This is a genomic window from Rhodobacteraceae bacterium Araon29, assembly GCA_039640505.1.
In the GTDB taxonomy this organism is placed as follows: Bacteria; Pseudomonadota; Alphaproteobacteria; order Rhodobacterales; family Rhodobacteraceae; genus CABZJG01.
Genome location: CP046865.1, coordinates 992773 through 1015589 on the forward strand (window position 1 = coordinate 992773; position 22817 = coordinate 1015589).

The 22817-nt window shown below is 50.0% G+C and carries 23 protein-coding genes and 1 pseudogene; 19 read left to right on the forward strand and 5 right to left on the reverse strand.

The window, feature by feature from the left end; translation table 11 throughout:
• Positions 1–125 precede the first annotated feature (125 nt).
• The 9 genes from GN278_04590 to GN278_04630 all read left to right on the forward strand — a co-directional run bounded on the left by GN278_04590 (position 126) and on the right by GN278_04630 (position 8775).
• Positions 126–932 carry a DeoR family transcriptional regulator gene (locus GN278_04590; protein XAT60153.1) on the forward strand — a complete coding sequence of 269 codons (807 nt, stop codon included), beginning with the start codon at positions 126–128 and terminating at the stop codon, positions 930–932.
• A 42-nt stretch (positions 933–974) separates the two neighbouring features.
• Complete coding sequence (gene rhaS / locus GN278_04595) at positions 975–1970, forward strand: rhamnose ABC transporter substrate-binding protein (protein ID XAT60154.1); 996 nt, start codon at positions 975–977, stop codon at positions 1968–1970.
• A gap of 99 nt (positions 1971–2069) precedes the next feature.
• Complete coding sequence (locus GN278_04600) at positions 2070–3578, forward strand: ATP-binding cassette domain-containing protein (protein ID XAT60155.1); 1509 nt, start codon at positions 2070–2072, stop codon at positions 3576–3578.
• A 4-nt stretch (positions 3579–3582) separates the two neighbouring features.
• Positions 3583–4566, forward strand: a complete 984-nt coding sequence (locus GN278_04605) for an ABC transporter permease (protein ID XAT60156.1) — start codon at positions 3583–3585, stop codon at positions 4564–4566.
• Positions 4563–5549 carry an ABC transporter permease gene (locus tag GN278_04610; protein XAT60157.1) on the forward strand — a complete coding sequence of 329 codons (987 nt, stop codon included), beginning with the start codon at positions 4563–4565 and terminating at the stop codon, positions 5547–5549. Before GN278_04605 ends, GN278_04610 begins: the two co-directional genes overlap by 4 nt.
• Positions 5549–5863, forward strand: coding sequence for an L-rhamnose mutarotase (gene rhaM / locus GN278_04615; protein XAT60158.1), 315 nt, complete (start codon positions 5549–5551; stop codon positions 5861–5863). Before GN278_04610 ends, rhaM begins: the two co-directional genes overlap by 1 nt.
• Positions 5860–7236, forward strand: coding sequence for a carbohydrate kinase (locus tag GN278_04620; protein XAT60159.1), 1377 nt, complete (start codon positions 5860–5862; stop codon positions 7234–7236). The genes rhaM and GN278_04620 overlap by 4 nt, the downstream gene beginning before the upstream one ends.
• Positions 7237–7604: 368 nt before the next feature.
• Positions 7605–8438 carry a hypothetical protein gene (locus tag GN278_04625; GenBank protein ID XAT60160.1) on the forward strand — a complete coding sequence of 278 codons (834 nt, stop codon included), beginning with the start codon at positions 7605–7607 and terminating at the stop codon, positions 8436–8438.
• Positions 8439–8535: 97 nt separating this feature from the next.
• The gene (locus GN278_04630) at positions 8536–8775 is read left to right on the forward strand and encodes a hypothetical protein (protein ID XAT60161.1); all 240 of its coding nucleotides are present in this window, start codon (positions 8536–8538) and stop codon (positions 8773–8775) included.
• Between the two features lie 60 nt (positions 8776–8835).
• Here the strand turns inward: GN278_04630 and GN278_04635 are convergent, their stop codons facing one another.
• Both GN278_04635 and GN278_04640 read right to left on the reverse strand, forming a co-directional pair.
• On the reverse strand, positions 8836–10083 hold the full coding sequence (locus GN278_04635) for an AarF/ABC1/UbiB kinase family protein (GenBank protein ID XAT62545.1): 1248 nt from the start codon (positions 10081–10083) through the stop codon (positions 8836–8838).
• Between the two features lie 289 nt (positions 10084–10372).
• On the reverse strand, positions 10373–11368 hold the full coding sequence (locus GN278_04640) for an acetoin utilization protein AcuC (protein XAT60162.1): 996 nt from the start codon (positions 11366–11368) through the stop codon (positions 10373–10375).
• 426 nt (positions 11369–11794) lie between these two features.
• Between GN278_04640 and GN278_04645 the strand changes: the two genes are divergently transcribed.
• The 3 genes from GN278_04645 (at position 11795) to GN278_04655 (ending at position 13622) form a co-directional block, all read left to right on the forward strand.
• A complete protein-coding gene (locus tag GN278_04645) occupies positions 11795–12001 on the forward strand; it encodes a transposase (GenBank protein XAT60163.1) in 207 nt (68 codons plus the stop codon).
• 163 nt (positions 12002–12164) lie between these two features.
• The gene (locus GN278_04650; protein ID XAT60164.1) at positions 12165–12521 is read left to right on the forward strand and encodes a hypothetical protein; all 357 of its coding nucleotides are present in this window, start codon (positions 12165–12167) and stop codon (positions 12519–12521) included.
• Positions 12493–13622, forward strand: a protein-coding gene (locus tag GN278_04655; protein XAT60165.1) for an IS3 family transposase whose coding sequence is annotated in 2 segments (ribosomal slippage) — positions 12493–12727 and positions 12727–13622 — 1131 coding nt in all. Because the reading frame shifts where the segments join, the coding sequence is not laid out codon by codon here. The genes GN278_04650 and GN278_04655 overlap by 29 nt, the downstream gene beginning before the upstream one ends.
• A 147-nt stretch (positions 13623–13769) precedes the next feature.
• On the opposite strand, the gene GN278_04660 is transcribed toward GN278_04655, so the two are convergent.
• Positions 13770–14231 carry a winged helix-turn-helix transcriptional regulator gene (locus GN278_04660; GenBank protein ID XAT60166.1) on the reverse strand — a complete coding sequence of 154 codons (462 nt, stop codon included), beginning with the start codon at positions 14229–14231 and terminating at the stop codon, positions 13770–13772.
• Positions 14232–14325: 94 nt separating this feature from the next.
• Here GN278_04660 and GN278_04665 point away from each other — a divergent pair, with 94 nt between their 5' ends.
• On the forward strand, positions 14326–15798 hold the full coding sequence (locus GN278_04665; protein ID XAT60167.1) for an aminotransferase class V-fold PLP-dependent enzyme: 1473 nt from the start codon (positions 14326–14328) through the stop codon (positions 15796–15798).
• Positions 15799–15809: 11 nt separating this feature from the next.
• Here the strand turns inward: GN278_04665 and tnpA are convergent.
• Positions 15810–16070, reverse strand: a pseudogene (tnpA, locus tag GN278_04670) (IS200/IS605 family transposase).
• Positions 16071–16278: 208 nt separating this feature from the next.
• Here tnpA and GN278_04675 point away from each other — a divergent pair.
• From GN278_04675 to GN278_04695, 5 genes are read left to right on the forward strand one after another with little or no spacing between them, the layout of a single operon-like run.
• Entirely contained in the window at positions 16279–17289 is a 1011-nt protein-coding gene (locus GN278_04675) for a C4-dicarboxylate ABC transporter substrate-binding protein (GenBank protein ID XAT60168.1), read from the forward strand.
• A gap of 9 nt (positions 17290–17298) precedes the next feature.
• Positions 17299–17835, forward strand: a complete 537-nt coding sequence (locus GN278_04680) for a TRAP transporter small permease subunit (GenBank protein ID XAT60169.1) — start codon at positions 17299–17301, stop codon at positions 17833–17835.
• Positions 17835–19127, forward strand: a complete 1293-nt coding sequence (locus tag GN278_04685; GenBank protein ID XAT60170.1) for a TRAP transporter large permease subunit — start codon at positions 17835–17837, stop codon at positions 19125–19127. Before GN278_04680 ends, GN278_04685 begins: the two co-directional genes overlap by 1 nt.
• A gap of 15 nt (positions 19128–19142) precedes the next feature.
• Entirely contained in the window at positions 19143–19553 is a 411-nt protein-coding gene (locus GN278_04690; protein XAT60171.1) for a hypothetical protein, read from the forward strand.
• Positions 19546–20751 carry a cytochrome P450 gene (locus tag GN278_04695; GenBank protein ID XAT60172.1) on the forward strand — a complete coding sequence of 402 codons (1206 nt, stop codon included), beginning with the start codon at positions 19546–19548 and terminating at the stop codon, positions 20749–20751. Before GN278_04690 ends, GN278_04695 begins: the two co-directional genes overlap by 8 nt.
• 349 nt (positions 20752–21100) lie before the next feature.
• Here GN278_04695 and GN278_04700 read toward each other — a convergent pair whose 3' ends face one another.
• The gene (locus GN278_04700) at positions 21101–21598 is read right to left on the reverse strand and encodes an IS110 family transposase (protein ID XAT60173.1); all 498 of its coding nucleotides are present in this window, start codon (positions 21596–21598) and stop codon (positions 21101–21103) included.
• Positions 21599–21644: 46 nt separating this feature from the next.
• On the opposite strand from GN278_04700, the gene GN278_04705 reads away from it, so the two are divergent.
• Positions 21645–22774, forward strand: a protein-coding gene (locus GN278_04705; protein XAT60174.1) for an IS3 family transposase whose coding sequence is annotated in 2 segments (ribosomal slippage) — positions 21645–21879 and positions 21879–22774 — 1131 coding nt in all. Because the reading frame shifts where the segments join, the coding sequence is not laid out codon by codon here.
• The last annotated feature ends 43 nt before the right edge of the window (positions 22775–22817 follow it).

The following is a 22817-nucleotide window of genomic DNA, read 5'->3' on the forward strand; positions in this document are numbered from 1 at the left end:
CGTCAAATTGTCAATCATAATTATTCATAATCAATCAATTTATGAGCTTATATGATTGAAAATTATTTAAAATGATTGACATAATAATCGAATCTGCTCAATGTTCACTCAATTGGGAGAGCTAGATGCACGAAAAAGAGCGCCACAAAATAATTCTATCGGCCGTTCAAGATCGACCGGTCGTTATGGTTGTGGAAATCTGCAATCTCACCGGAGCATCCGAGGCGACGGTTCGTCGGGACATCGCAACTCTGCACATGCAAAAGAAGTTACGCCGCGTGCGTGGGGGTGCTGAGGCTATTACTCCGCCGCAATTCGTAGGATTGGCGGGACGTCCGTTTGCAGTTAACAAAACGATGCGGATCAAAGAGAAGCAAGCGATCGCACGAGCGGCTGTTGAACTGTGTGATGACGGTGACTCGATAATCATTAATGGTGGTACAACGACCTTTCAAATGGTTCACCCAATGGCCACACGCCTTTTGCAGGTGTTCACCAACTCGTTTCCGATTGCAGAGCATCTTCTGAAGCATTCGAAAAACACAATCACGCTCTCGGGCGGCACGATCTATCGCGAACAGAACATCATTTTGTCTCCGTTCGATAATGATGTGACACGCAATTTTTATGCGAAGCGCATGTTCATGGGGGCTCAGGGATTAGGACCGCTGGGTCTGATGGAAGCGGACCCGTTGCTGATCCATGCGGAACAAAAGCTCATCGGACAAGCTGATGAGCTTGTTGTTCTGGCAGACAGCTCGAAATTCGAAAACCGTTCAAGTTTGGTGTTATGCCCGCTTGCTCAGATCACCACCATCATCACCGATGAAAGGATTTCGGATAATGCAGCCTCAATGCTTGAGGCCGCTGATGTAAACGTGATCGTTGCCCAATCGGGTATCGGTCAAAATGAGGACGAGGCGGCCTCTTAACGGGCCTCACATAACCAACGTTGTAAATTCTGGGAGGAATAAATGTTACGTAGAAATTTCACTAAACTCGTTGCTGGTCTTAGCTTTGCCGCCAGCATGATGGGCACCACCGCAATGGCTGAAGACATACGTATTGCGTTGGTCGTTAAAGCCTTGGGTATCGGCTTCTTCGAAGCTGCCGCAAAAGGTGCTGAAGAAGCTGCTGCTGAACTGGGCGGCGTAGAAGTGATCTACACCGGACCGACCAGCACTACTGCTGAAGGTCAGATTGAGGTGATCAACTCGCTGATCGCGCAGGGCGTTGATGCAATCGCAATCTCGGCGAACGACCCTGATGCTCTGGTTCCGGCTCTGAAGAAAGCCATGAGCCGCGGGATCACTGTTATTTCTTGGGACTCGGGTGTTGCCCAGGAAGGGCGTCAAATGCACCTGAACCCATCGTCGACCCCGCTTATTGGTAACACGATCATCAAGCTCGCAGCCGATCACATGCCTGACGGCGGTGATGTTGCGATCCTGTCAGCATCGGCAACAGCGACTAATCAAAACGCTTGGATCGAAGCCGCTAAGGAAGTTCTGCCAAACTATGAAGGTGTAAACCTTGTTTCGACCGTTTACGGCGATGACCTTTCGGACAAGTCATACCGCGAAGCACAGGGCCTGATGGCAACCTATCCTGATCTGAAGGCGATCATCGCGCCGACGACCGTGGGTATCCTTGCCGCTTGTCAAGCCGTTACAGACGCGGACAAAATTGGCGAAATCAACGTGACCGGTCTTGGCCTACCATCTGAAATGGCTGGCTGTGTCGCATCAGGCGCAACCAAGAGCTTCGCGATCTGGAACCCAATCGATCTCGGTTACGCCGCGACAATGCTCGCTCATAGCATCCATAACGGCGCTGCGACTGATGCTGGTTCGGCTGTATCGATGGGGCGCATGGGTGACGCAATGCTTGACGACACCGGCTCGGCTGCGATGTCGGATCCGTTCACCTACGACAGCTCTAACGTAGACGACTTCAAGTCGATCTTCTAAGCTACTTACGATTGATCTCGGCGCTTCGGCGCCGGGATCGTCCTTTTCGCTAATTCTGTTGGCAAGTTTATGCAGCTTCACTCGCAAGATCAGTCCGCTATGCAGGACGAGTTGGCACCGATCCTAGCCTTGGACGGAGTCACCAAAACTTTCCCGGGCGTCAAAGCGCTTTCGGAAGTTTCCCTTAAACTTTACCCGGGTCAGGTAACTGCTCTTGTTGGTGAAAACGGTGCTGGCAAGTCAACGGTGGTTAAGATTCTTACTGGTATTTACCAGCCAGACGGAGGATCGATCCTTGTAGATGGAATGCAGATCCAATTCCCAACACCTCAAACCGCTGCTGATGCCGGCATTACTGCGATCCACCAAGAGACGGTGCTATTTGACGAACTGTCCGTAGCCGAAAATATCTTCATTGGACACGCCCCTCGTGGCAGGTTTGGTTTGATCGACTGGTCGGAGACGGAACGCCGCTCGGCCGAAATTCTCACCGGAATCGGTGCAGAAATTGATCCAAGCACCAAACTCCGCGATTTGGGTATCGCAAATAAGCACCTTGTTGCAATCTCTCGTGCTCTAAGTATCGATGCACGTGTAGTCATCATGGACGAACCCACCGCGGCTCTCTCTCATAAAGAGATCGAAGAGCTTTATGAACTGGTAGAGAAACTGAAAATGCAGGGTAAAGCGATCTTGTTTATCAGTCACAAATTTGATGAAATCTTCCGGATTCCAGATCGCTATACTGTATTTCGTGATGGTCAGCTCATTGGAGACGGCCTGATTAAAGACGTCAGTGAAGCCACGCTAGTCACGATGATGGTTGGCCGCGATGTCAATCAAATTTATCCGAATCGTAATAGTAATATCGGCGAGGATATTTTGACAGTTGAAGGATATAGCCACCCCACTGAGTTTGCTGATATAGGATTTGCCCTGCGTAAAGGTGAAATTCTTGGATTTTACGGTCTTGTCGGTGCCGGGCGCTCTGAATTTATGCAATCACTCTTCGGGATTACCAAACCGTCTTCTGGTGGCGTTCGAGTTGACGGAACAGAAGTAGTTATCAGTTCTCCTGCCGATGCGGTCTCAAATGGCATTGTCTATGTCCCCGAGGATCGCGGCAAACAAGGCGCAATTACCGATCTGCCAATTTTCCAGAATGTGACTCTGCCCTCTTTGGGGCGAACCTCTAAGAATGGTTTTTTGCGCTTGGCCGAAGAATTCAAGCTGGCCCGTGAATATACAGAGAGACTGGAGTTACGCGCTGCATCTCTGGACACCAATACCGGCAAGCTATCAGGCGGCAACCAGCAGAAAGTTGTCATTGCAAAATGGCTTGCAACCCAGCCAAAGGTCATCATTCTCGATGAACCAACTAAAGGCATTGACATTGGCTCGAAAGCAGCTGTTCATGAATTCATGGCAGAGCTTGCCAGTCAAGGCTTGGCCGTCATCATGGTCAGTTCGGAAATTCCGGAAATTCTTGGAATGTCTGACCGGGTTATCGTGATGCGCGAAGGCCGTATGGCAGCCGAATTAACTGGCGATGACCTGACCCCCGAAACACTGGTCCGCCATGCTGCGGGCATCAACGAGAAAGGTTGAGGCCATGCTTAAACGTCTTTTGGCCTCTCGCGAAGCCTTGTTGATGGGGGCAATTGTGGTCCTTCTTGGGCTGGTGGCAACCCGCTTTCCGAGCTTTATCACTCCTTCGAATTTGGCGGGTGTATTTAATGATACTTCGCCTTTGATCCTGCTGGCGATTGGTCAGATGATTGTGATTCTGGCAAAATGTATCGACCTCAGCGTTGCAGCCAATCTTGCTTTGACAGGGATGGTCGTATCGATGATTAACGTCGCTGCTCCGGGTATGCCAATTGCGATAATAATCATCGTCGCGATAAGCCTTGGTACAATTATGGGGATGTTCAACGGCTTACTGGTGTGGAAGTTGGATATCCCACCGATTGTTGTGACCCTTGGCACCATGACCATCTTTCGCGGTATCATCTTTCTGATTTCCGACGGAAAATGGGTTAACAGCCACGAAATGACGGCGGCATTCAAAGCCTTCCCACGTGCTGAGTTCCTTGGCATGTCAATGATGAGCTGGACCGCGGTCCTTGCAGTGTTCATCTTTACCATGGTAATGACACGCACAACCATTGGCCGTTCATTCTATGCGGTTGGTGGTAATCCTCACGCGGCAACATATACAGGGATCAACGTAGGAAAATCACAGTTTTGGGCCTTCACCATTTCTGGCGCTTTGGCGGGTCTAACCGGTTTCCTTTGGGTTTCGCGTTATGCGGTGGCCTACGTGGATATTGCCAGTGGTTTTGAGCTGGATGTTGTGGCGGCATGTGTGATCGGAGGGATATCGATTGCCGGTGGAATCGGATCAGTGGGCGGGGCTGTCCTCGGGGCACTTTTCCTCGGCGTGATCAAGAATGCGCTGCCGGTGATTAATGTGTCTCCCTTCTGGCAATTGGCCATTTCGGGCAGTGCAATTATCATAGCAGTTGCTTTCAATGCACAAGCCAATCGCGAAAAAGGCCGGATCATCCTCAAATCAGCGGAGAACGCGCAATGAGCACGTCCGACCGAATAATCCCCGATCGTTTGCAATCGTCATTGCAACGCCGTGTGAAAAGCTGGGAAACCTTGCTGCTGGCTGTGGCCATCGCAATTTTCGTGGCCAACAGCTTTGCGTCGCCCTACTTCCTGAATGCCTGGAATCTTTCAGACGCGACATTCAACTTCACCGAAAAGGCAATGATTGCATTTGCGATGGCTCTGCTGATCATCGCAGGAGAGATCGACCTTTCGGTTGCGTCGATCATTGCGCTGGCCTCAACCGCTATGGGGGCCGCGCTGCAGGCAGGTGCAGGGACGCCAGTTCTTATTTTGGTGGGACTTGGAACTGGTTTGCTCTGCGGAGCATTTAACGGAGTTTTGGTGACTCGCATGGGATTGCCGTCAATCGTTGTTACAATCGGCACCATGAGCCTATTTCGTGGGATCAGCTATATCGTGCTGGGTGATCAGGCCTATCGCGGCTATCCTTCTGACTTTGCCTTCTTTGGGCAAGGATACGTGTGGTGGGTGATCTCATTCGAATTGGTTTTGTTTGCTATAATCGCAGTGATTTACGGAATAATTCTGCATAAGACGAATTTTGGTCGCGCAGTCTATGCTATTGGCAATAACCCAACGGGTGCCCTTTTTTCAGGTATCAGGGTCCAGCGGGTCAAGTTTATCCTTTTCCTTCTGACCGGTTTGATGTCAGGTATCGCCGCAGTTTGCCTAACCTCGCGACTTGGCTCGACCCGCCCGTCGATTGCTTTCGGCTGGGAGCTCGCAGTCGTGACGATGGTTGTTTTGGGCGGCGTGAACATTCTCGGTGGATCTGGTTCGATCCCCGGTGTTGTGATTGCAGCATTTGTAATGGGGCTCGTGACCTTCGGCCTTGGTCTTTTGAACGTTCCGGGTATCGTAATGTCGATCGTGATTGGTGCGCTACTGATTGGGGTTATCGCCTTACCCCGTATCTGGGCGATGTGGAGATATCATTGATGCAAAAACACGCTTTCAAAATGCGCCTGAATCCGGGCCGCGAGGAAGAGTATAGAAAGCGCCATGATGAAATCTGGCCCGAGCTTGTGATATTGCTGAAAGAGGCCGGCGTTTCGGATTATTCTATCCATTTAGATCATGAGACAAATATACTGTTTGCCGTCCTATGGCGAACCGATAATCACTCTATGGACAGCCTGCCTACCCATGAAATCATGAAAAAATGGTGGGCGCATATGGCCGACATTATGGAGACCCACCCAAACAACGAACCGATTACCACAGATCTTTCAACCGTCTTCAGTATGTCATGACAAAAAAACACGTCGCGGTCATCGATATCGGCAAAACCAATGCCAAGCTAACGCTGGTTGATCTTGATGACCTATCGGAAATCGCTGTTGTTACACGTCAGAACAAGGTTCTGCCTGGGCCGCCTTGGCCACATTTCGATGTGGATGGACATTGGGAATTTCTGCTGAGCGCATTGCGTAATTTTCACGCTGAACATGGAATTGATGCGATTTCAATTACAACTCACGGTGCTTGCGTCGCGTTATTGAACGAAATGGGAAACCTTGCGGCACCCATTCTGGATTATGAATTTACAGGGCCAGATGATGTCGCAGATGAATATGACATGTTCCGTCCCCCGTTCTCGGAAACCGGTTCACCTAGGTTGCCTATGGGCCTCAATGCTGGCGCACAACTGTTCTGGCAATTCCATAAGGATGCGGGATTGAAAGACCGTATCGCCAGCATCGTGACCTATCCTCAATACTGGGGACATCGTCTGACCGGCGTGGCCGCAACCGATGCAACCTCATTGGGCTGTCATACGGATCTATGGAACCCACAGGATCGGAAGCTTTCGTCCCTTCCCGAACGATTAGGAATCACCGACAAGATCGCGCCGACATATATTTCAAATGAGGTGCTTGGAAATATCCTGGCAGAAGTTGCTAACTGCACGGGGCTCCCTTTTGACACCCCGATCCATTGCGGTATCCACGACTCCAACGCCTCTTTGCTGCCCCACATCCTGAGCCACGAGGAGCCCTTCAGCGTGGTTTCGACTGGAACTTGGGTCATTGCCATGTCGATTGGGGGCAAAAAACTTGAACTGAACCCCGCATACGACACTCTAATAAACGTAAATGCCTTTGGTGACCCGGTCCCTTCAGCCCGTTTTATGGGCGGACGTGAGTATGATTTGGCCACTGGTGGTATATCGGTTGAACCCTCGGACGAAGATATTGAAGCGATCTTACGTGATAGTGTTATGCTGTTGCCAACTATCGTCCCCCACACAGGGCCCTTCATGGGTCGACAGACAAGCTGGATAGACAAAGAACCCGCCGTAGGGAGCGGAGCGCGCGCGGCAGCTATTGGGTTTTACCTTGCCCTTGTCACAGCGCGCTGCCTTGAACTGATCGGCCATACTGGCTTGATCATTGTTGAAGGACCGTTTGCGAAAAATCGCTGCTATCACATGATGTTGTCGGCAGTCACAGGTTCTAAGGTTCACGCCATGAACGGAGCGACGGGCACAAGTCAGGGTGCTGCGATTTTGCACTCGGGTGATCTTCCCGTGGATCATGAAAATGTTGTGATTCCACACATCGTTCCGTTGTCTATGAAACACCTTTTAAAAAGATACTCGGAACAATGGCAGAAGGCTTTGTAGGTCCAAATGTAAGCCTATTAGGGTAGTTATAATTCGCAGGATTTTATTTGAATGTATGTAAAATATCCTCAAGGTTCGTGGTATTCCTTCATTAATTCTGCCTACAGTGATGCTTAGGAAAAATACTCATTTTGTCCGCTAGCAGAGCTCTACGTGCACTGAATCAAATGACCGCGACGGTTGGATAACATCCACGACACATCAGTTGTTGTGGACCGCTTTTGGGACCGCTTTTTCAAAATGGCGCCTCACTAAACTATTGAAAATAAACAACCTTATTCAAGTTCGGTCGCATCCACGTGCGCCACCTACTCACATAACGCATTGTAATACCGCACTATTTTGACTTTGATAGTGAACCTTAGACCATGCTGGCAAGCAAATCTAATAGTTACAAATTCCAAAAGAGCGGCGTTTGGTATTTCTCCTGTCGGGTGCGTGCTGATTTACGGCGGCATTACAGAACGACCTGGATCACCTACTCGTTGAGCACCAAAACCATCAGGGATGCCCGTGTCAGCGCAATGAGTGATGCCGCTAAACTGGATCGGCATTGGCATATTATGCGAATGTCGTCAGATGATGTGCCGGGCAAGCATTTATTAGAGGAGGCGGAGCCAAAGGGCGTCGGTCAGGGGTCAAGCCTATCTGATGCAGTGGCATTATACCTCCGTTTAAAAGGGCAGAATAAGCCCACCGCTTTTGAAGCCACTTTGAAGCGAGGCTGCGGCTACTTAATCAATAGTTGCGGGATCAAGGTGCTTGAAGTGTACAGCCGTTCAGATGCTACCCAATTCCGTGATTATTTGTTTGCGAAAGGTCTTAATGGAGCATCTGTGGCGAGGATATTTGGCACTGTGGGAGCCGTTATAAACTTAGCCTTGAGTGAGTTTGGGCTTTCAATCGTCAACCCATTCTCAAACGTCTATTTTGTTCAAAGCCAAGGGGTTAAGAAACGCATTCCCGTAAAGCCTGAAGACATTAAGAAGGTTCAAGAGGAGTGCTATAAGGCCGGTGATGAGAAACGATGGCTGATAGCCCTGATAGCCGACACGGGCATACGCTTGGGTGAAGGCGCTGGGCTGCTGAGATCAGACTTAATTGAGAAGGATGGTATATTGTGTGTGGACATCAGACCGCACCATTGGCGATCCCTGAAGACAGCAAGCTGGGCGATATATAGTTCCGCGCGGCGGGGGTAAAGTATTTTTCACAGGCGCTTCTGCCAATTTGCGGGGCAAATCGGGCTATAGTGCATTTGCGGTCGGGAAAGCGAGGTTGCTTATGCTGGCGCAAAGCATGGCCCGTGAATTGGGCCTGCAAAATATTCACGTTTCGCATCTGATTAGTGATGCCGCCGTTGACACAGAATTCATTCGAGAGCAATTTTTTGCGCAGGGCAAAGATCCAGATAGACTGCCCGAAAACAGTCTGATGAAGCCAAGCTCTGTGGCAGAAGCGTATTGGGGCTTATACCATCAAAGCAAAGATGGCTGGAGCCATGAGTTCGACCTGCGGCCATTCTCCGAAACATGCTAACCTGAGAAAAAGCATCCGCCCTTTACCCGGCTAAGCAAGATTACAATCGACCTTTTCCGGCTAGCCCTGGTCGTAACGATGCAAGTAAGGTTTCAGCAGATTTTGTAAATCAACCTCTGCCTTAAGTCGACGCCCTAATAAATACAGGCCCGCCATTTTACGCTGGATGTACAAAGTCTCAGGCGGCGGCAAATGCATCTCACGCGAGCGCTCGGCCATTTGCAAACCGCGTTGTTGTAAGTCATGCGCCAGTTCATTTTGGTCAAATTGAAAAACCTGATCCTTTGCCAGCTCTGCAAAGGCAAGATGCATCATCTCTACAAATTCATCCTGCATGTTCTGCGGCATGGCTTCATTTAAGAACCCCAACGTCAACGCAGCGCTGCACATGAGGGCTTCTTGCCCTGCCAAACCTGCGTTCAAATAGCGGGCATAGGCTGCGCTCAGCGCCGCATTTACCGAGCGCGTTGCGCCAAAATCCAATAAAACCACCCGTTTTGATTTTGCATCATAGAGGAAGTTTGCGAAATTAGGATCTGTCTGCATAAGCTTGAAATCAAACAGCTCTTTTAAACTTAGATCGATCAAGGCTTCCATAACTGCGCGCCGATCTTCTGTTGGAAATTGAAGCAAATCTTCAATCGGCTGACCCGGCATAAACTCCATCGCCAATATATTTTCGGTACTTAAATCCGCGTGAACTTGCGGTACCGCAAAGCGGGTATCCCCGCTTAAAAGGTCGCCAAAGCACAACAGCTGCTTGGCCTCGCGCGCGTAATCGGTTTCTTCGTGCAACTGTTCTTTCGCCAAGGTCAGAAATGGGCCCAGATCGAGGCCGGGAGGCAACAGCCCCGACCATGCGATTAAGGCGGATACATTTTCAATATCGCTGTCAATGCTGTTGCGCACGCCTGGATATTGAACTTTTATGGCCAGGGCCGCGCCCGCCTTGGTCACTGCATAATGGACCTGCCCGATCGATGCGGCCGCCATCGGGCGCACATCAAAGCGGGAAAATCGTCCCATCCAGCCCAAGCCCCATTCATGGTTCAGCACATCCCGCAATTGCTTCGGGGGCATGAAATCCGCCTCAGCCCGCAAGCGCTGTAAAATCATCGCCAGCTCTGATGGCAGAAAATCGCCGCTATCCATTGAAAGAAGCTGGCCCAGTTTCATCGCCGCGCCGCGCATTTTTGCCAGTTTACGCGCCAATAGAGTTATATTTTGAGGGCTCATTAAAAGCTGTGGAAGCGCCGGCCGCCGGCCAGAACCCAGCTCTTTCAAACCTTGGCCAGCCACATTCCCCATCACGCCCAACGAAAGGCCACCAAGATGAGCAAGGCGCGCCGCGCGGCCGCTTGGAACCCTTGCGGCACGCCCGCTCACAGCCAAAAAACCCCGCCCTGAGCAGTCATCAACGCGCCTCTTAAATATCTATCAAACTTGGCCTTCATAAATCTGGACATAGCTGGGCAGCGCCATAAAGAAAGGCCCATCCCGCGTAGAAGGCAGTTTATTCTCTGCAATCCCATCAGAAGTGGGCCGAACCGATAGAAAATGTTATGATGGCGCGCCAACACCCGGTCATATGTGTTTTTCAAAGCGCGTGAAGATTGCGAATATGTTCTGCTAAAGCTGCGGTTTCCGGCCGAATAATTTGCACCTTTTCGGATGGAGAATCGTAAAGTTGAGTGATTAAAACACGGCTGGGGCGCAGTTTGTGCTGCCAAGACAGGCTTTCAAGACCGCGCTGCGCGCCGCTTGGCAGCTCGATAAAAGGCGAGTGATCGTTTAGTACCAACCAAAACCCAGCCCATAAGCGCGCCACCGTCCAAGGGTTATATCCGCCGCCGCCCGTTAGAATGATTTTGTCGCAGATTTCCTTTAGGCGCTTTACCGCGCTCCACAGCGTGTAATTTGACAGCGCCAACCGCGACAGAGGGTCATCGCAAAGAGCATCAGCCCCGCCTTGGATTATTATCGCTTCAGGCGCAAAGCGGGCCAAAGCAGGCAAAACGCAGCCTTCCATGAAAAGGTTAAATTCTTCATTATTACAATTTTTTAATAGGGGTATATTCATCTGCTGATCAATTATATTTTCAGATAGAGACCCTGTAAAAGGCCATCTTTTCGCCTCATGGGTTGAGATCATTAGAAGGTCACGATCCCCGGAAAATGCTGCCTGAACCCCATCGCAATGATGCGCATCCAAATCAACATAGGCAATGCGTTCTACGCCAAGGCTGCGCAGCCGTAAGATTGCAAATACCAAATCATTCAAAAAGCAAAACCCATTCGCGCGATCGGCCAGCCCGTGGTGCAAACCGCCGCCCATTGCATAAGAAACTCCACCATTTGCGACCAGTTCAGCCGCTAATAACGAGCTTCCAACAGACGTGGCCGGCCTTGCAAACATACCTTTAAAAACTGGGTTTGAGACGGTGCCCAAGTGGTATTTTTTCCGATCATGCTCTGAGGTTTTTTGCGTATATTCAGCCCTTTTAAGCGCCGTAATATACTCTGGCGCGTGGAAGGTTTTCAAAAGCGCAGGCTTTGCCTGGGGCGCCGTGCAGTAGCGATCCAACCTGCGCATATTCAGCGCAGAGATAAGATCAAAAGCCGCCGCGACACGCGGAATAGCGAGCGGGTGACTGCCGCCGTAACTCGAGTTGCGGTAAATCGAAGACGAAATTAAATATGGCCTGCGGGCATTTGTTATTATGTCGTTTTCTTCTAGAATCTTGCAAACCTTTCACCAAGTTAATGAACCTATCATCTAGCTCTTCTACACGGCAAATCTACCACCAGAACCCGCTTTGCAATATCAATAGAAAATTTGACCTTGGGGGCGTTATATCCGCTCATTATCACACATGGGACGCCACAATATATACGTTCTGGCAAGGGTCACGAGTTCACGGCTGAAGTGTTTCAAAAGTGGCTTGCCAAGTTAGGCATAAAACCAATTCGTATTTACCTTGGCTCGCCATGGGAATGAGGAAGATTAGGAAAGGCTCCAGTGGAGCGTTCCCCAGACGAATGCTATAATGAGAGATTTAATGGAACGCTTAGGCGACAAATCTTAGATGCAGAGTGGTTTGTAACAACAAAACAAGCCCAAACAGCCATCAATGTATGGCTGAAACAGTACAATCACACCCGCCCTCACCAAGCCCTGAACATGAGACCGCCAGCTCCAGAAACTCTATTGAAAAATAGTACATAAAATGAGAGGTTGGATAAATTGCATTTGCTAATTAACATACCGCATGGCGCCTTGCTCAAATGTCCTTAAAGCCCTGTAAAGGTATTTCTTAGTCGTTTTCTGAAATCTTTAAAAAGCGATTTCCTCTAAGATTAAAAAATTGCAAATATCCCTATGGAGCCTTATGCACTCTCAAGATCGAACTGGCTTGGCTATCATTTTAAGTCTCATTGCATTGACGCTCTTTGATGGAATGGGGCTGATTATCAAGCATCTCTCAAACGATTACTCCGCCACCGAGCTTGCTGTTTGGCGAAACCTGTTTGGGCTATTTCCAACGGCGATTGCACTTTGGTCATCTAGGACGTGGCGTGCAAGTGGTAAGGCACTAAAAATACGCCAATGGAAGTTAGCTCTTTTACGTGGTGCTATTGTGACGTTTGCTCACCTGGACCTGTCGCGGAATTGTGCCGCTCCTTTAACCGCATATTATGCACTAAAGGAGAATACACATGGGAAACAAACCAACAGCAGAATTTAGACAGGAAGTTGTGCGCGTAGCATTAACAAGTGGGCTTAGCCGTAAGCAGGTCGCATCGGACTTTGGGATTGGTTTTTCGACACTGAGCCGCTGGATCAAAGAAGAACGCGATACAGTTTCTACGCCTGAGCCACAAATTGATTTGATTCACGAAAACGAACGGCTGCGAAAAGAAGTCCGCATGCTTCGTGAGGAGAGGGAAATATTAAAAAAGGCAACACAGTTCTTCGCGAAGCAAAAACCGTGAGGTTTAAGTTTATCGAAGAACACCGTGGCACGCTTCCAATCAATCGTCTGTGTCATATTATGAATGTCAGTGCACGTGGTTACCGCGCCTATCGCACACGACCAATCAACCAAAGTCAGAGAACGGATATGGTTTTATTGGCTCATATTCGGGATCAATTCGCCCTAAGTCACAATAGTTATGGGCGCGTCAGAATGACCGAAGAGCTGAAAGAGTTAGGTCTGCAGGTCGGCCACCGCCGTGTAGGAAGATTGATGCGCCAGAACGCCATATCCGTTATCAGAACCCGTAAACATAAGGTCACAACGGATAGTAATCACAAGTTTAATATTGCGCCAAATCTGCTGGATCGTGATTTTACTACCGATAAGCCTAATCAAAAATGGGTGGTTGATATTAGCTATATATGGACACGTGAAGGATGGCTATACTTGGCTGCTGTACTTGATTTACATTCAAGGCGCATCATCGGTTGGTCGGTCAGTAATCGGATGAAGAAGGATCTGGCAATACGTGCGTTAGACATGGCGGTTGCTTTGCGGCGTCCTCCTAAGGATTGCATCCATCACAGTGATCGTGGAAGCCAATATTGCTCACATGAATACCAGGCTCGGCTTCGCAAACACGGATTTAAAATATCAATGTCAGGAAAGGGTAATTGCTATGACAATGCAGCAATGGAAACATTCTTCAAAACTATCAAGGCTGAACTGATATGGCGAAATACTTGGCACACACGCCGTGCTGCTGAACTGGCTATCTTCAAATATATCAATGGCGTTTATAACCCACGCCGCAGACATTCTGCATTAGGCTGGAAAAGCCCCTTGGCTTTCGAACGGATAGCCGCTTAAGTGAGAACTCGGAGCGGCACTAAAGCGGGACAGGTCCAGCTATAATCAGGTTCGGAGATGTTCCACCAGTAACCGCACCTTACATGCTAGCAACCTGACGCAGGTTCTCATTTATCTCACAGTACTGATTCCTGTCTTGATTTTTGGTTAAGACAGGGACAACGGTTGATTTTCCAGAATGGTCTCCATCGCGAACAGCCCCGTCACTGTCTCTAATTCCAGTTTAGAGGTTAGTTGCTTATAAACTTTGTCATATCCAGACATTGATGATGTAACCACCTTGATCAGGTAATCCCAATCACCGCCTATCCGATGGACATCAACGATCTCTGGGATTGCAGCCACGTGAACTCGGAATTTGCGCTGCCAACATTCGCTATGCCACCGTGTTTTGATCATCATGAAAACCGTCAGATCAAGCCCGACAAGTTTGGCATTCAAACGCGCTCCATAGCCTTCGATTACGCCCAATTCGTTGAGCCGCTTTACCCTCCTCCAGCACGCATTTTGAGAAAGACCCACCTTAGATGCGACGTCCCGTTGTGAGAGCGATCCGTCACGTTGTAGAGTGGTAAGAATTTTGCGATCAATGCTATCAAGTTCTATCATTTAATCGAATTTATTCTACAATCACGCATAATCAAGGGAAATATTTGCACATTGGTGTTGCTATACTACTAAAAATTCAAATTCAGAGGCAAGCATGACCAAATCGCAGAACCTTTTTGAAAAATTTCGCGCGATGATTAAGACTGATAACATCATAGCTGATCTTGCTAACGGACTGATCGGACACCATGCAATCATCAGTGGGCCTCTTGGAGACAGGCCCTTGTTGTATGCTGACTATGTTGCCTCTGGGCGTGCGTTGCGGCAAATTGAAGACTTTGTGTTAACAGAGCTGCTACCGTTTTACGCCAACAGCCACACTGAAGCCTCTTATGTCGGTGGCTTCATGACGCGTTTGCGTCGTGAAGCGCGGGATATCCTACGAGCTGAAGTAAACGCATCAAAAGATCACGCCGTGATATTTACTGGATCGGGCGCAACAGCGGGTATCAACCGAATTGCCCATTTGATCTGCCTCAAGAAAATGGTTTCCAAAAGACTGACACCCGTAGTTTTGATTGGTCCGTATGAGCATCACTCAAACATTCTGCCTTGGCGTGAAAGCGGTGCAGAAGTGATCGAAGTTCTTGAGGCAGAAAGCGGTGGGCCCTGTATGACCTCGCTGTCGCAAACACTAAAGCGCGTGAAAGGCCGACCAATTGTTGGCGCGTTTTCGGCTGCGTCGAATGTATCAGGGATTGTCACAGATGTTGTCGCTGTAACGCGTGTGCTGAAAGCTGCAGGGGCAATAGTGGTATGGGATTATGCAGGTGGCGCACCCTATTTACCGATAGATCTTTGCCCGGCAAATGACGCATTAATTGACGCAGTGGTTGTGTCTCCGCACAAATTTGTCGGAGGCCCACAGGCCAGCGGCGTTCTGATTTTGCGTCATGACATAGTTCAAACTAACACGCCCACATTATCAGGCGGCGGCACCGTGCGGTTCGTTTCACCCACAAGCCACGACTACTCTAATAACGTTGAGGCCCGTGAGGAAGCAGGGACACCTAACGTGATCGGTGATCTGCGCGCCGCACTGTGCTTCATCGTAAAATCGGTCATTACGCAAGATTTCATTACCAAGCGTAACCGCGAGAACCTTGCCAAAGGTTTGACCTCGTGGATGCCGCACCCCAACATTGAGATACTCGGGAATACCCAATGTGACAGGCTGCCAATCTTTTCGTTTCGATTGCGAGATGGCAAAGGCGGCTTTGTACATCAGCAATTGGTGACACGGCTCTTGTCCGATTGCTTTGGCATTCAGACACGGGGCGGTTGTGCATGTGCGGGCCCTTATGTTCACCGTATTCTCGATATTGGCAAAAATGCATCTGATGCGATGCGTGATGAAATCCTGTCTGGGAATGAGATTGAAAAGCCTGGTTTTGTTCGTTTGAACTTCAGCTATCTTGCGAGAGACTCTGAGGTGAACCGTATTATTTCCGCAGTGCTCGAGCTGGCCGATAGTGCCAGAGATCACGTCGAACGCTATTCTTGCGATCCAACCACGGCTATTTTTAAACCTACAAAAAGTTCTAATCAGTGGGCCACTACCGGCTGACTCCTGTAGCATCACTTGGAGAAATGGAATTCTGGATACTGCGTGGTGATATCGTCAGTGCCATTTCCAGAGATGGCGGAAAAATATCCTCTGGCCCAAAATTGTCTGCCCCAATAGCGCTTGCGCAACTCAGGGAACTCTATCTGGATCCGATACGACGAGCGCCCTTTGATATGTTGCATGACATTGTACAGGGACAATTTTGGCGGTGCCGACAAGAACATGTGGACGTGATCGCGGCCCAGAACGCCCTTCAATATGAGCACGCCAATGAAATTGTATTCGAAGAACCGTCGTTTGAACTCGCCTCTGAAACACATGTGGTAAATTTCACGTGTCTCACTATCAAATGACACGCGATACTGCAGCAGTGGCCAATTTTGACCCACTAAAGCCAACTAATTTTTTAAAATGGGGTGTAGAATTCGCATGAATACGTTGTATGGTCATGACCATCCACATGAGCAACAGGGGAACACCATGAACAAACTTATCAGAAATGTCGTAATTGGACTAACCGGCGCTGGCGTCAGCCTTTCAATGGCAACGGCTGAGGAGTGGCGGTTCAATAACTTTCTGCCCGAAACTCGACCCGAAACCGCTCAACTCCAGCAATTCGTAACAGAGGTAAATGAGGCGCTTGGTGGTGAAACTGAACTCAAGCTCTACAGTGGAGGGTCCTTGGGGCTGCCAAATACTGATACGCTACGTTTCCTACCCTCGGGTGCAGTGGAGATGAGCCTGATGTGGGCTAACTATTTGGGCCGAGATGCACCAGCGCTTAGCTCGGTTGTGGTACAAGGCACCATTGGTTCCATCGAGGAATTCGAAAAGGCGATCCCGACCGTGCGTGAGATTTACGAAGAAGAATTTGCCGAATGGGATGTGGCCTCCGTTGGCTACGCTGCTATTCCGATGTTGTCAGTTTCTGTCTTCTGCCGTGATGAGCCTGTGCGCACTATCAAAGATCTCAAGTCCAAAAAACTGCGAGTTTGGGCGCGTGATCAGGTCGAAACCTTTACGCGTCTTGGCGTTTCTGCACAGATCATTCCGCAAGACGAAATGTATGTTGCGATGAAAACAGGCGTGGTAGATTGTGCTTTGTACCCTGCACTTTATGCCCATACGGTGTCCTTGCAGGAAGTCTCAAAATACGCATCATTCCTTTATCCTATGGCATCCGGACCCTATGTGATCGGCGTCGCGCAGGACCGCTGGGATGCGACAGACGACACGATCAAGGCGGCGATCGAGACAGCCGCCGCTGGTCTTTGGGAGCGCACAAATCAGTACGAAGCTGACTTTCAACGCGAACTTGACGCTCGTGGAGCGCTCGTTGATGGCGGCATCGTTTGGGGTGAGGATTTCTCAAATGAGGACCGCGAAGCGTTTGTGAGCGTCGTCACCGAGATTTGGGAAAAACTGGCCGAGGAAGCAGGCGGCAACGCCCCTGCATATCGCGAACGTGTTCTGACTGCGTTAGGTCGTTAAATCGCGACGATGTTAATTAGACTTAAGAAAACTATTTCGCTGGGGCTGGAGTATCTGGCCCTAGCGTTTGCAGCACTTGCCGGTGTTGGCCTTTTGGCCATAGTCGGCACTATCGTGACCAGCGTCATCATGCGCAAATTTGCTAATACACCACTACATATTACCGAAGAAGTTGTTGGACTGCTTCTAAGCGTCGCCCTTTTTCTAGGCCTACCCATGGTCACACTGCTGTCCAAACACGTGCATGTTTCGCTAATGACTGGCTACATGACCGGTAGGCCCAAGGCCCTGCTGCAAATGGCGGCACTGTTTGTGGGCATTGTGTTTTTTGGCTGGCTGATTTGGGAGACGATCCCGTGGTTTGAGTTTGCCTTCAAACGCGGCATAAAAACCGAAACCACACGTATTTTACTTTACCCATGGATGGCACTAATGCCGCTTTCACTGGCTCTGGCCTGCACGATCCTAATTGCGCGTCTGTTTGGTGTCATCGATACGCCGTTGGCCAGCGAAGACCAGACTTTATCACATGATAAGGCGCACTAATGTCCTTCTGGATTACATTAATCAGTGGCGTCATCGTGACCGCAGGCACTGGGGTCGCATTGGGTGCAGCCCTTGGCCTTACTGGGCTATTCATTCTGCAATTCTATTCAAACGGGGCCACATCCGTTGCCATAGACGCGATCTGGAACGTCTTCAATTCATTTACCTTGAGCGCCGTGCCGATGTTTATCCTTCTGGGTGAGATTTTGTTGCGCAGCGGGATCAGTGAGCGGGCCTACTCCGCCTTTGCGCCAGTATTTCGCCGCGTGCCGGGCGGGCTGCTACATACCAACATCGCTGTTTGCACTCTGTTTGGTGCGGTCAGCGGGTCCAGCCTGTCAACCGCTGCTGCTGTTGGATCGGTTGCCTATCCCGAGATGTCCAAACGCGGCTATGACAAAGACACGGTTGTCGGCAGCTTGGCCGGTGGTGGGACGCTTGGCTTGTTGATTCCGCCTAGCCTTTCGTTTTTGATTTACGGCGCTCTTACAGAGACGTCGATCGGCAGGCTATTCGCAGCAGGTATCATTCCCGGGTTACTAGTGGGCGCGATGTTCATGACCTACATTTTGGTGAAATGCATACGCAATCCTGCGATTGCGCCGCGTGATCCAATCAGGTCATCATTGCCCGACATCTTGAAAGGGTTCCGTCACATTTGGCCCCTACTCGCGCTGATCTTAGCGGTTATTGGTTCCATCGTCGGGGGCATCGCCACGCCGACTGAATCTGCAGGCGTCGGCGTCGTGCTGGCCATTGTGATTTGCTCTATTTGGGGCGAACTAACGCTCGCCAGACTTATCGAGGCAATCTACCAGTCAGTCCTCTTGTTCTCCTCTATCGGCTTTTTGGTGCTCGGTGCCACGATCCTTGCGCAATCAGTTAGCATTCTTGGGCTACCCCAACAAATTCTTGAAGGTGTTGCCCAAAGCGGCTTCGGGACCTATAGCGTGCTGCTGATCGTCATCCTGATCTACTTGGTTCTTGGTTGCTTCTTTGACGGTCTGTCGCTGATGATTATGACTCTGCCAGTCGTGTTCCCACTACTAACGGGCCTCGGGTTTGACCCCATTTGGATCGGTGTGATTATCACCATTGTGATTGAGATTGGGCAGATAACACCACCCGTGGGGCTGAATCTTTCCGTACTCACCGCACTTACCAACAACGAGGTTTCTCTGGGCCGAGTTGCCTATGCGACAGTGCCCTATTGGCTTATCCACCTTTGCGCGATTTCGGTCCTCACCCTGTTCCCGATATTGGCACTTTTCTTGCCAAACCTATTGTTCTAAGGAGCGTCTACCGCCATGAAAATCAAACTAAAGCCCAAGACCTTTGGTCCCGTCTTTGCGTTTTTCGATTCTTCAAACGAGGTACAATATGCCACCTCTGAAACAAGCGAGCGCACGCCGTATGCACCGCCAGGATCTCCGGTGGATATGTTGTTGGCGTCATTCGCCTTTTGCATGGTCAAATCGGTCGAATGGGCGGCCAAAGATCAAGGCGAGACGCTGCTTCCTTTCTCGGTCAAGGTCGCAGGTACAAAAGCCCCCGATCTACCCTGGCGGGTCGAAGTGATGGAAGTCACACTCATCGGCGGTCTAGTAGAGGACGCTACCGCCACACCACAGATCGCAAAACTTGCCAAGTCAATCTGTACGGTCAGTAACACCTTAAACTGCAAGATTTCCCTCACTTTAGAGCCTAAGGATGGCTGATAGGCTGCCAGGCGCTAAGATACCGGTAGACACGCAAATCACGACGGAAATGCTTGAGAACACACCTGCGCAAGTCTATGCCCACCTGCGAGACACGCAACCTATTGTGCGACTTCAGGCACTTGGCGGACGCATTGTCTTTACCAAATCCGAGGATGTCACCCGTGTCAAAACTGACGCAGCTCATTTCTGGTCGAGCGATACGACAAGTCCAATGCAGCGCGCCTTTGGCGGGCACACGCTGATGCGTAAAGACGGCTGCCCCCACCTGCGCGAACGCTGCGCAATGATGCCAGCGCTGACACCCGAATACATCCAACACTGGCAACCTGCATTTGAAGAACTGACCAACAAACTGCTTGACCAACTGGCAACGCAAGACACCGTTGATCTATCACCTGCCTTTGCCGTGCCCCTGTCCGCTGGCTATCTCAAAATTGTGCTTGGTCTGGATGAAGATGGCGCGGCCCGATTGTTCGATTGGGCAAGCGCATTGGTCCGCGGCGCAATGAACGCCAGCAATGATCCCAAGGTCTATGCTGCAAGCGATCGCGCAAATGCCGAAATGAATGACTGCTTTGATCGCATGATCAAGCAACACCGCGCCTTACCCGATGGCTCTGTTTTGTCAACAATGACCAATGCGGAGGACCCGATTGAATTGTCGCAGATCAGGACGAACATGAAAATCTGTATCGGCGGGGCTGTTATTGAAACACGCGATGCGCTGCTTTCTACACTTTATGGCTTGCTGAGTAATCCGGACCAGTTGCGCGATTGCATTACGTCAAAGAAATGGGCTGAGGCCTGCGAAGAAGGCCTGCGTTGGGTCGCCCCAATTCAAGCCAGCCCAAGGATCGTGAAAAAGGCGCTAGTGATGCGTGGGCTAAATATTCCACAGGGTGAGACAGTGATGGCTATTCAGGCTTCTGCCAATCACGATGTCCATTACAACACCGCGCCCGATCGCTTTGATATTTGCCGATCTGGACCACCGCACCAGTCCTTTGGGGAAGGTACACATGCCTGCCTTGGTGGCCCCGTGTATCGCCTTTTGGCGGCACAGGTTGCGCTGCCAAAGCTCTTCAAGCGATTTCCGGCTCTCGCTCTGGACACATCCTCTCCCGTTACGTTTCAAGGATTTGCCTTTCGCGGGCCGAAGGCCAATTGTATCAAGTTATACGGTACACAGCTTTAGGCATTCTTTGCGGGATAGGTTGAAGGCTGTACAATGCTCTGCAGACATAACCGATCAAACAGGTGGTTGGACGGCACTGTCATGTGTGGACGGTTCCTTTTTTGCACGGATTAATTTGAGTGACTTTGATGGTTGCAGGTTGCGGTCATGTGTTCGGCCTTTTAATGCGGTTGATGTTACCGCTGGCCTTGATGAAGTCCGCACGTTAGGCTTCAATCAGACTAGCAAGCTTGTGAGCCCAGACAGCGCCTCGGGGTGTCCTAACTTCAGTTCCTTATGATCATCATCACCTACTTATGCCCTTGCATTCGGTTGCGGCGATATTAGGCGCCGGTTGTATCTGCTGCGCTCAAAACTCAGGTGTGGCCCTGTAGCTTTCTCCTTTCGATAGCAATGCCCAAGCGGCGCGCGCAGTCTTATTGGCAATGGCCACGCTCAGAACTCGGGTTGGTTTGCGCTCTAATAGCGAGCGCACCCAAGTGCCCGTTCGGCTGTCAATGGTTGGTGCCCGTCGCGTGACGGAGGTAGCGCCAATAACAAGTAACCGACGCAAATAACCGTTACCCATCTTCGATGTATGTCCAAGTCGATCCTTACCTCCCGAAGGGTTCTGTCGGGGCACAAGGCCGAGATAAGCTGGAAACTGTCGGCCAGATTTGAAGACAGTCGGATCAGGCACGCTCGCGGCCAACGCAGTCGCCATGATAAGGCCAATACCCGAGATGGTCTCAAGCAGCTGGCTCGCGGCGTTTTGTCGATGCCACGCCAAAAGCTGGCGCTCAATTCTACGGATTTCTTGTTCCAAATTGTCAAGTTGAGATGCGAAGGACTGGACCTGTCGCGGAATTGTGCCGCTCCTTTAACCGCATATTATGCACTAAAGGAGAATACACATGGGAAACAAACCAACAGCAGAATTTAGACAGGAAGTTGTGCGCGTAGCATTAACAAGTGGGCTTAGCCGTAAGCAGGTCGCATCGGACTTTGGGATTGGTTTTTCGACACTGAGCCGCTGGATCAAAGAAGAACGCGATACAGTTTCTACGCCTGAGCCACAAATTGATTTGATTCACGAAAACGAACGGCTGCGAAAAGAAGTCCGCATGCTTCGTGAGGAGAGGGAAATATTAAAAAAGGCAACACAGTTCTTCGCGAAGCAAAAACCGTGAGGTTTAAGTTTATCGAAGAACACCGTGGCACGCTTCCAATCAATCGTCTGTGTCATATTATGAATGTCAGTGCACGTGGTTACCGCGCCTATCGCACACGACCAATCAACCAAAGTCAGAGAACGGATATGGTTTTATTGGCTCATATTCGGGATCAATTCGCCCTAAGTCACAATAGTTATGGGCGCGTCAGAATGACCGAAGAGCTGAAAGAGTTAGGTCTGCAGGTCGGCCACCGCCGTGTAGGAAGATTGATGCGCCAGAACGCCATATCCGTTATCAGAACCCGTAAACATAAGGTCACAACGGATAGTAATCACAAGTTTAATATTGCGCCAAATCTGCTGGATCGTGATTTTACTACCGATAAGCCTAATCAAAAATGGGTGGTTGATATTAGCTATATATGGACACGTGAAGGATGGCTATACTTGGCTGCTGTACTTGATTTACATTCAAGGCGCATCATCGGTTGGTCGGTCAGTAATCGGATGAAGAAGGATCTGGCAATACGTGCGTTAGACATGGCGGTTGCTTTGCGGCGTCCTCCTAAGGATTGCATCCATCACAGTGATCGTGGAAGCCAATATTGCTCACATGAATACCAGGCTCGGCTTCGCAAACACGGATTTAAAATATCAATGTCAGGAAAGGGTAATTGCTATGACAATGCAGCAATGGAAACATTCTTCAAAACTATCAAGGCTGAACTGATATGGCGAAATACTTGGCACACACGCCGTGCTGCTGAACTGGCTATCTTCAAATATATCAATGGCGTTTATAACCCACGCCGCAGACATTCTGCATTAGGCTGGAAAAGCCCCTTGGCTTTCGAACGGATAGCCGCTTAAGTGAGAACTCGGAGCGGCACTAAAGCGGGACAGGTCCACTTGA

Coding starts and splice junctions, on each gene's coding strand:
- GN278_04590 (XAT60153.1), top strand. CDS start 126: ATGCACGAAAAAGAGCGCCACAAAATAATTCTATCGGCCGTTCAAGAT.
- rhaS (XAT60154.1), top strand. CDS start 975: ATGTTACGTAGAAATTTCACTAAACTCGTTGCTGGTCTTAGCTTTGCC.
- GN278_04600 (XAT60155.1), top strand. CDS start 2,070: ATGCAGGACGAGTTGGCACCGATCCTAGCCTTGGACGGAGTCACCAAA.
- GN278_04605 (XAT60156.1), top strand. CDS start 3,583: ATGCTTAAACGTCTTTTGGCCTCTCGCGAAGCCTTGTTGATGGGGGCA.
- GN278_04610 (XAT60157.1), top strand. CDS start 4,563: ATGAGCACGTCCGACCGAATAATCCCCGATCGTTTGCAATCGTCATTG.
- rhaM (XAT60158.1), top strand. CDS start 5,549: ATGCAAAAACACGCTTTCAAAATGCGCCTGAATCCGGGCCGCGAGGAA.
- GN278_04620 (XAT60159.1), top strand. CDS start 5,860: ATGACAAAAAAACACGTCGCGGTCATCGATATCGGCAAAACCAATGCC.
- GN278_04625 (XAT60160.1), top strand. CDS start 7,605: ATGCTGGCAAGCAAATCTAATAGTTACAAATTCCAAAAGAGCGGCGTT.
- GN278_04630 (XAT60161.1), top strand. CDS start 8,536: ATGGCCCGTGAATTGGGCCTGCAAAATATTCACGTTTCGCATCTGATT.
- GN278_04635 (XAT62545.1), bottom strand. CDS start 10,083: ATGGGGAATGTGGCTGGCCAAGGTTTGAAAGAGCTGGGTTCTGGCCGG.
- GN278_04640 (XAT60162.1), bottom strand. CDS start 11,368: ATGCGCAGGTTGGATCGCTACTGCACGGCGCCCCAGGCAAAGCCTGCG.
- GN278_04650 (XAT60164.1), top strand. CDS start 12,165: ATGCACTCTCAAGATCGAACTGGCTTGGCTATCATTTTAAGTCTCATT.
- GN278_04660 (XAT60166.1), bottom strand. CDS start 14,231: ATGATAGAACTTGATAGCATTGATCGCAAAATTCTTACCACTCTACAA.
- GN278_04665 (XAT60167.1), top strand. CDS start 14,326: ATGACCAAATCGCAGAACCTTTTTGAAAAATTTCGCGCGATGATTAAG.
- GN278_04675 (XAT60168.1), top strand. CDS start 16,279: ATGAACAAACTTATCAGAAATGTCGTAATTGGACTAACCGGCGCTGGC.
- GN278_04680 (XAT60169.1), top strand. CDS start 17,299: ATGTTAATTAGACTTAAGAAAACTATTTCGCTGGGGCTGGAGTATCTG.
- GN278_04685 (XAT60170.1), top strand. CDS start 17,835: ATGTCCTTCTGGATTACATTAATCAGTGGCGTCATCGTGACCGCAGGC.
- GN278_04690 (XAT60171.1), top strand. CDS start 19,143: ATGAAAATCAAACTAAAGCCCAAGACCTTTGGTCCCGTCTTTGCGTTT.
- GN278_04695 (XAT60172.1), top strand. CDS start 19,546: ATGGCTGATAGGCTGCCAGGCGCTAAGATACCGGTAGACACGCAAATC.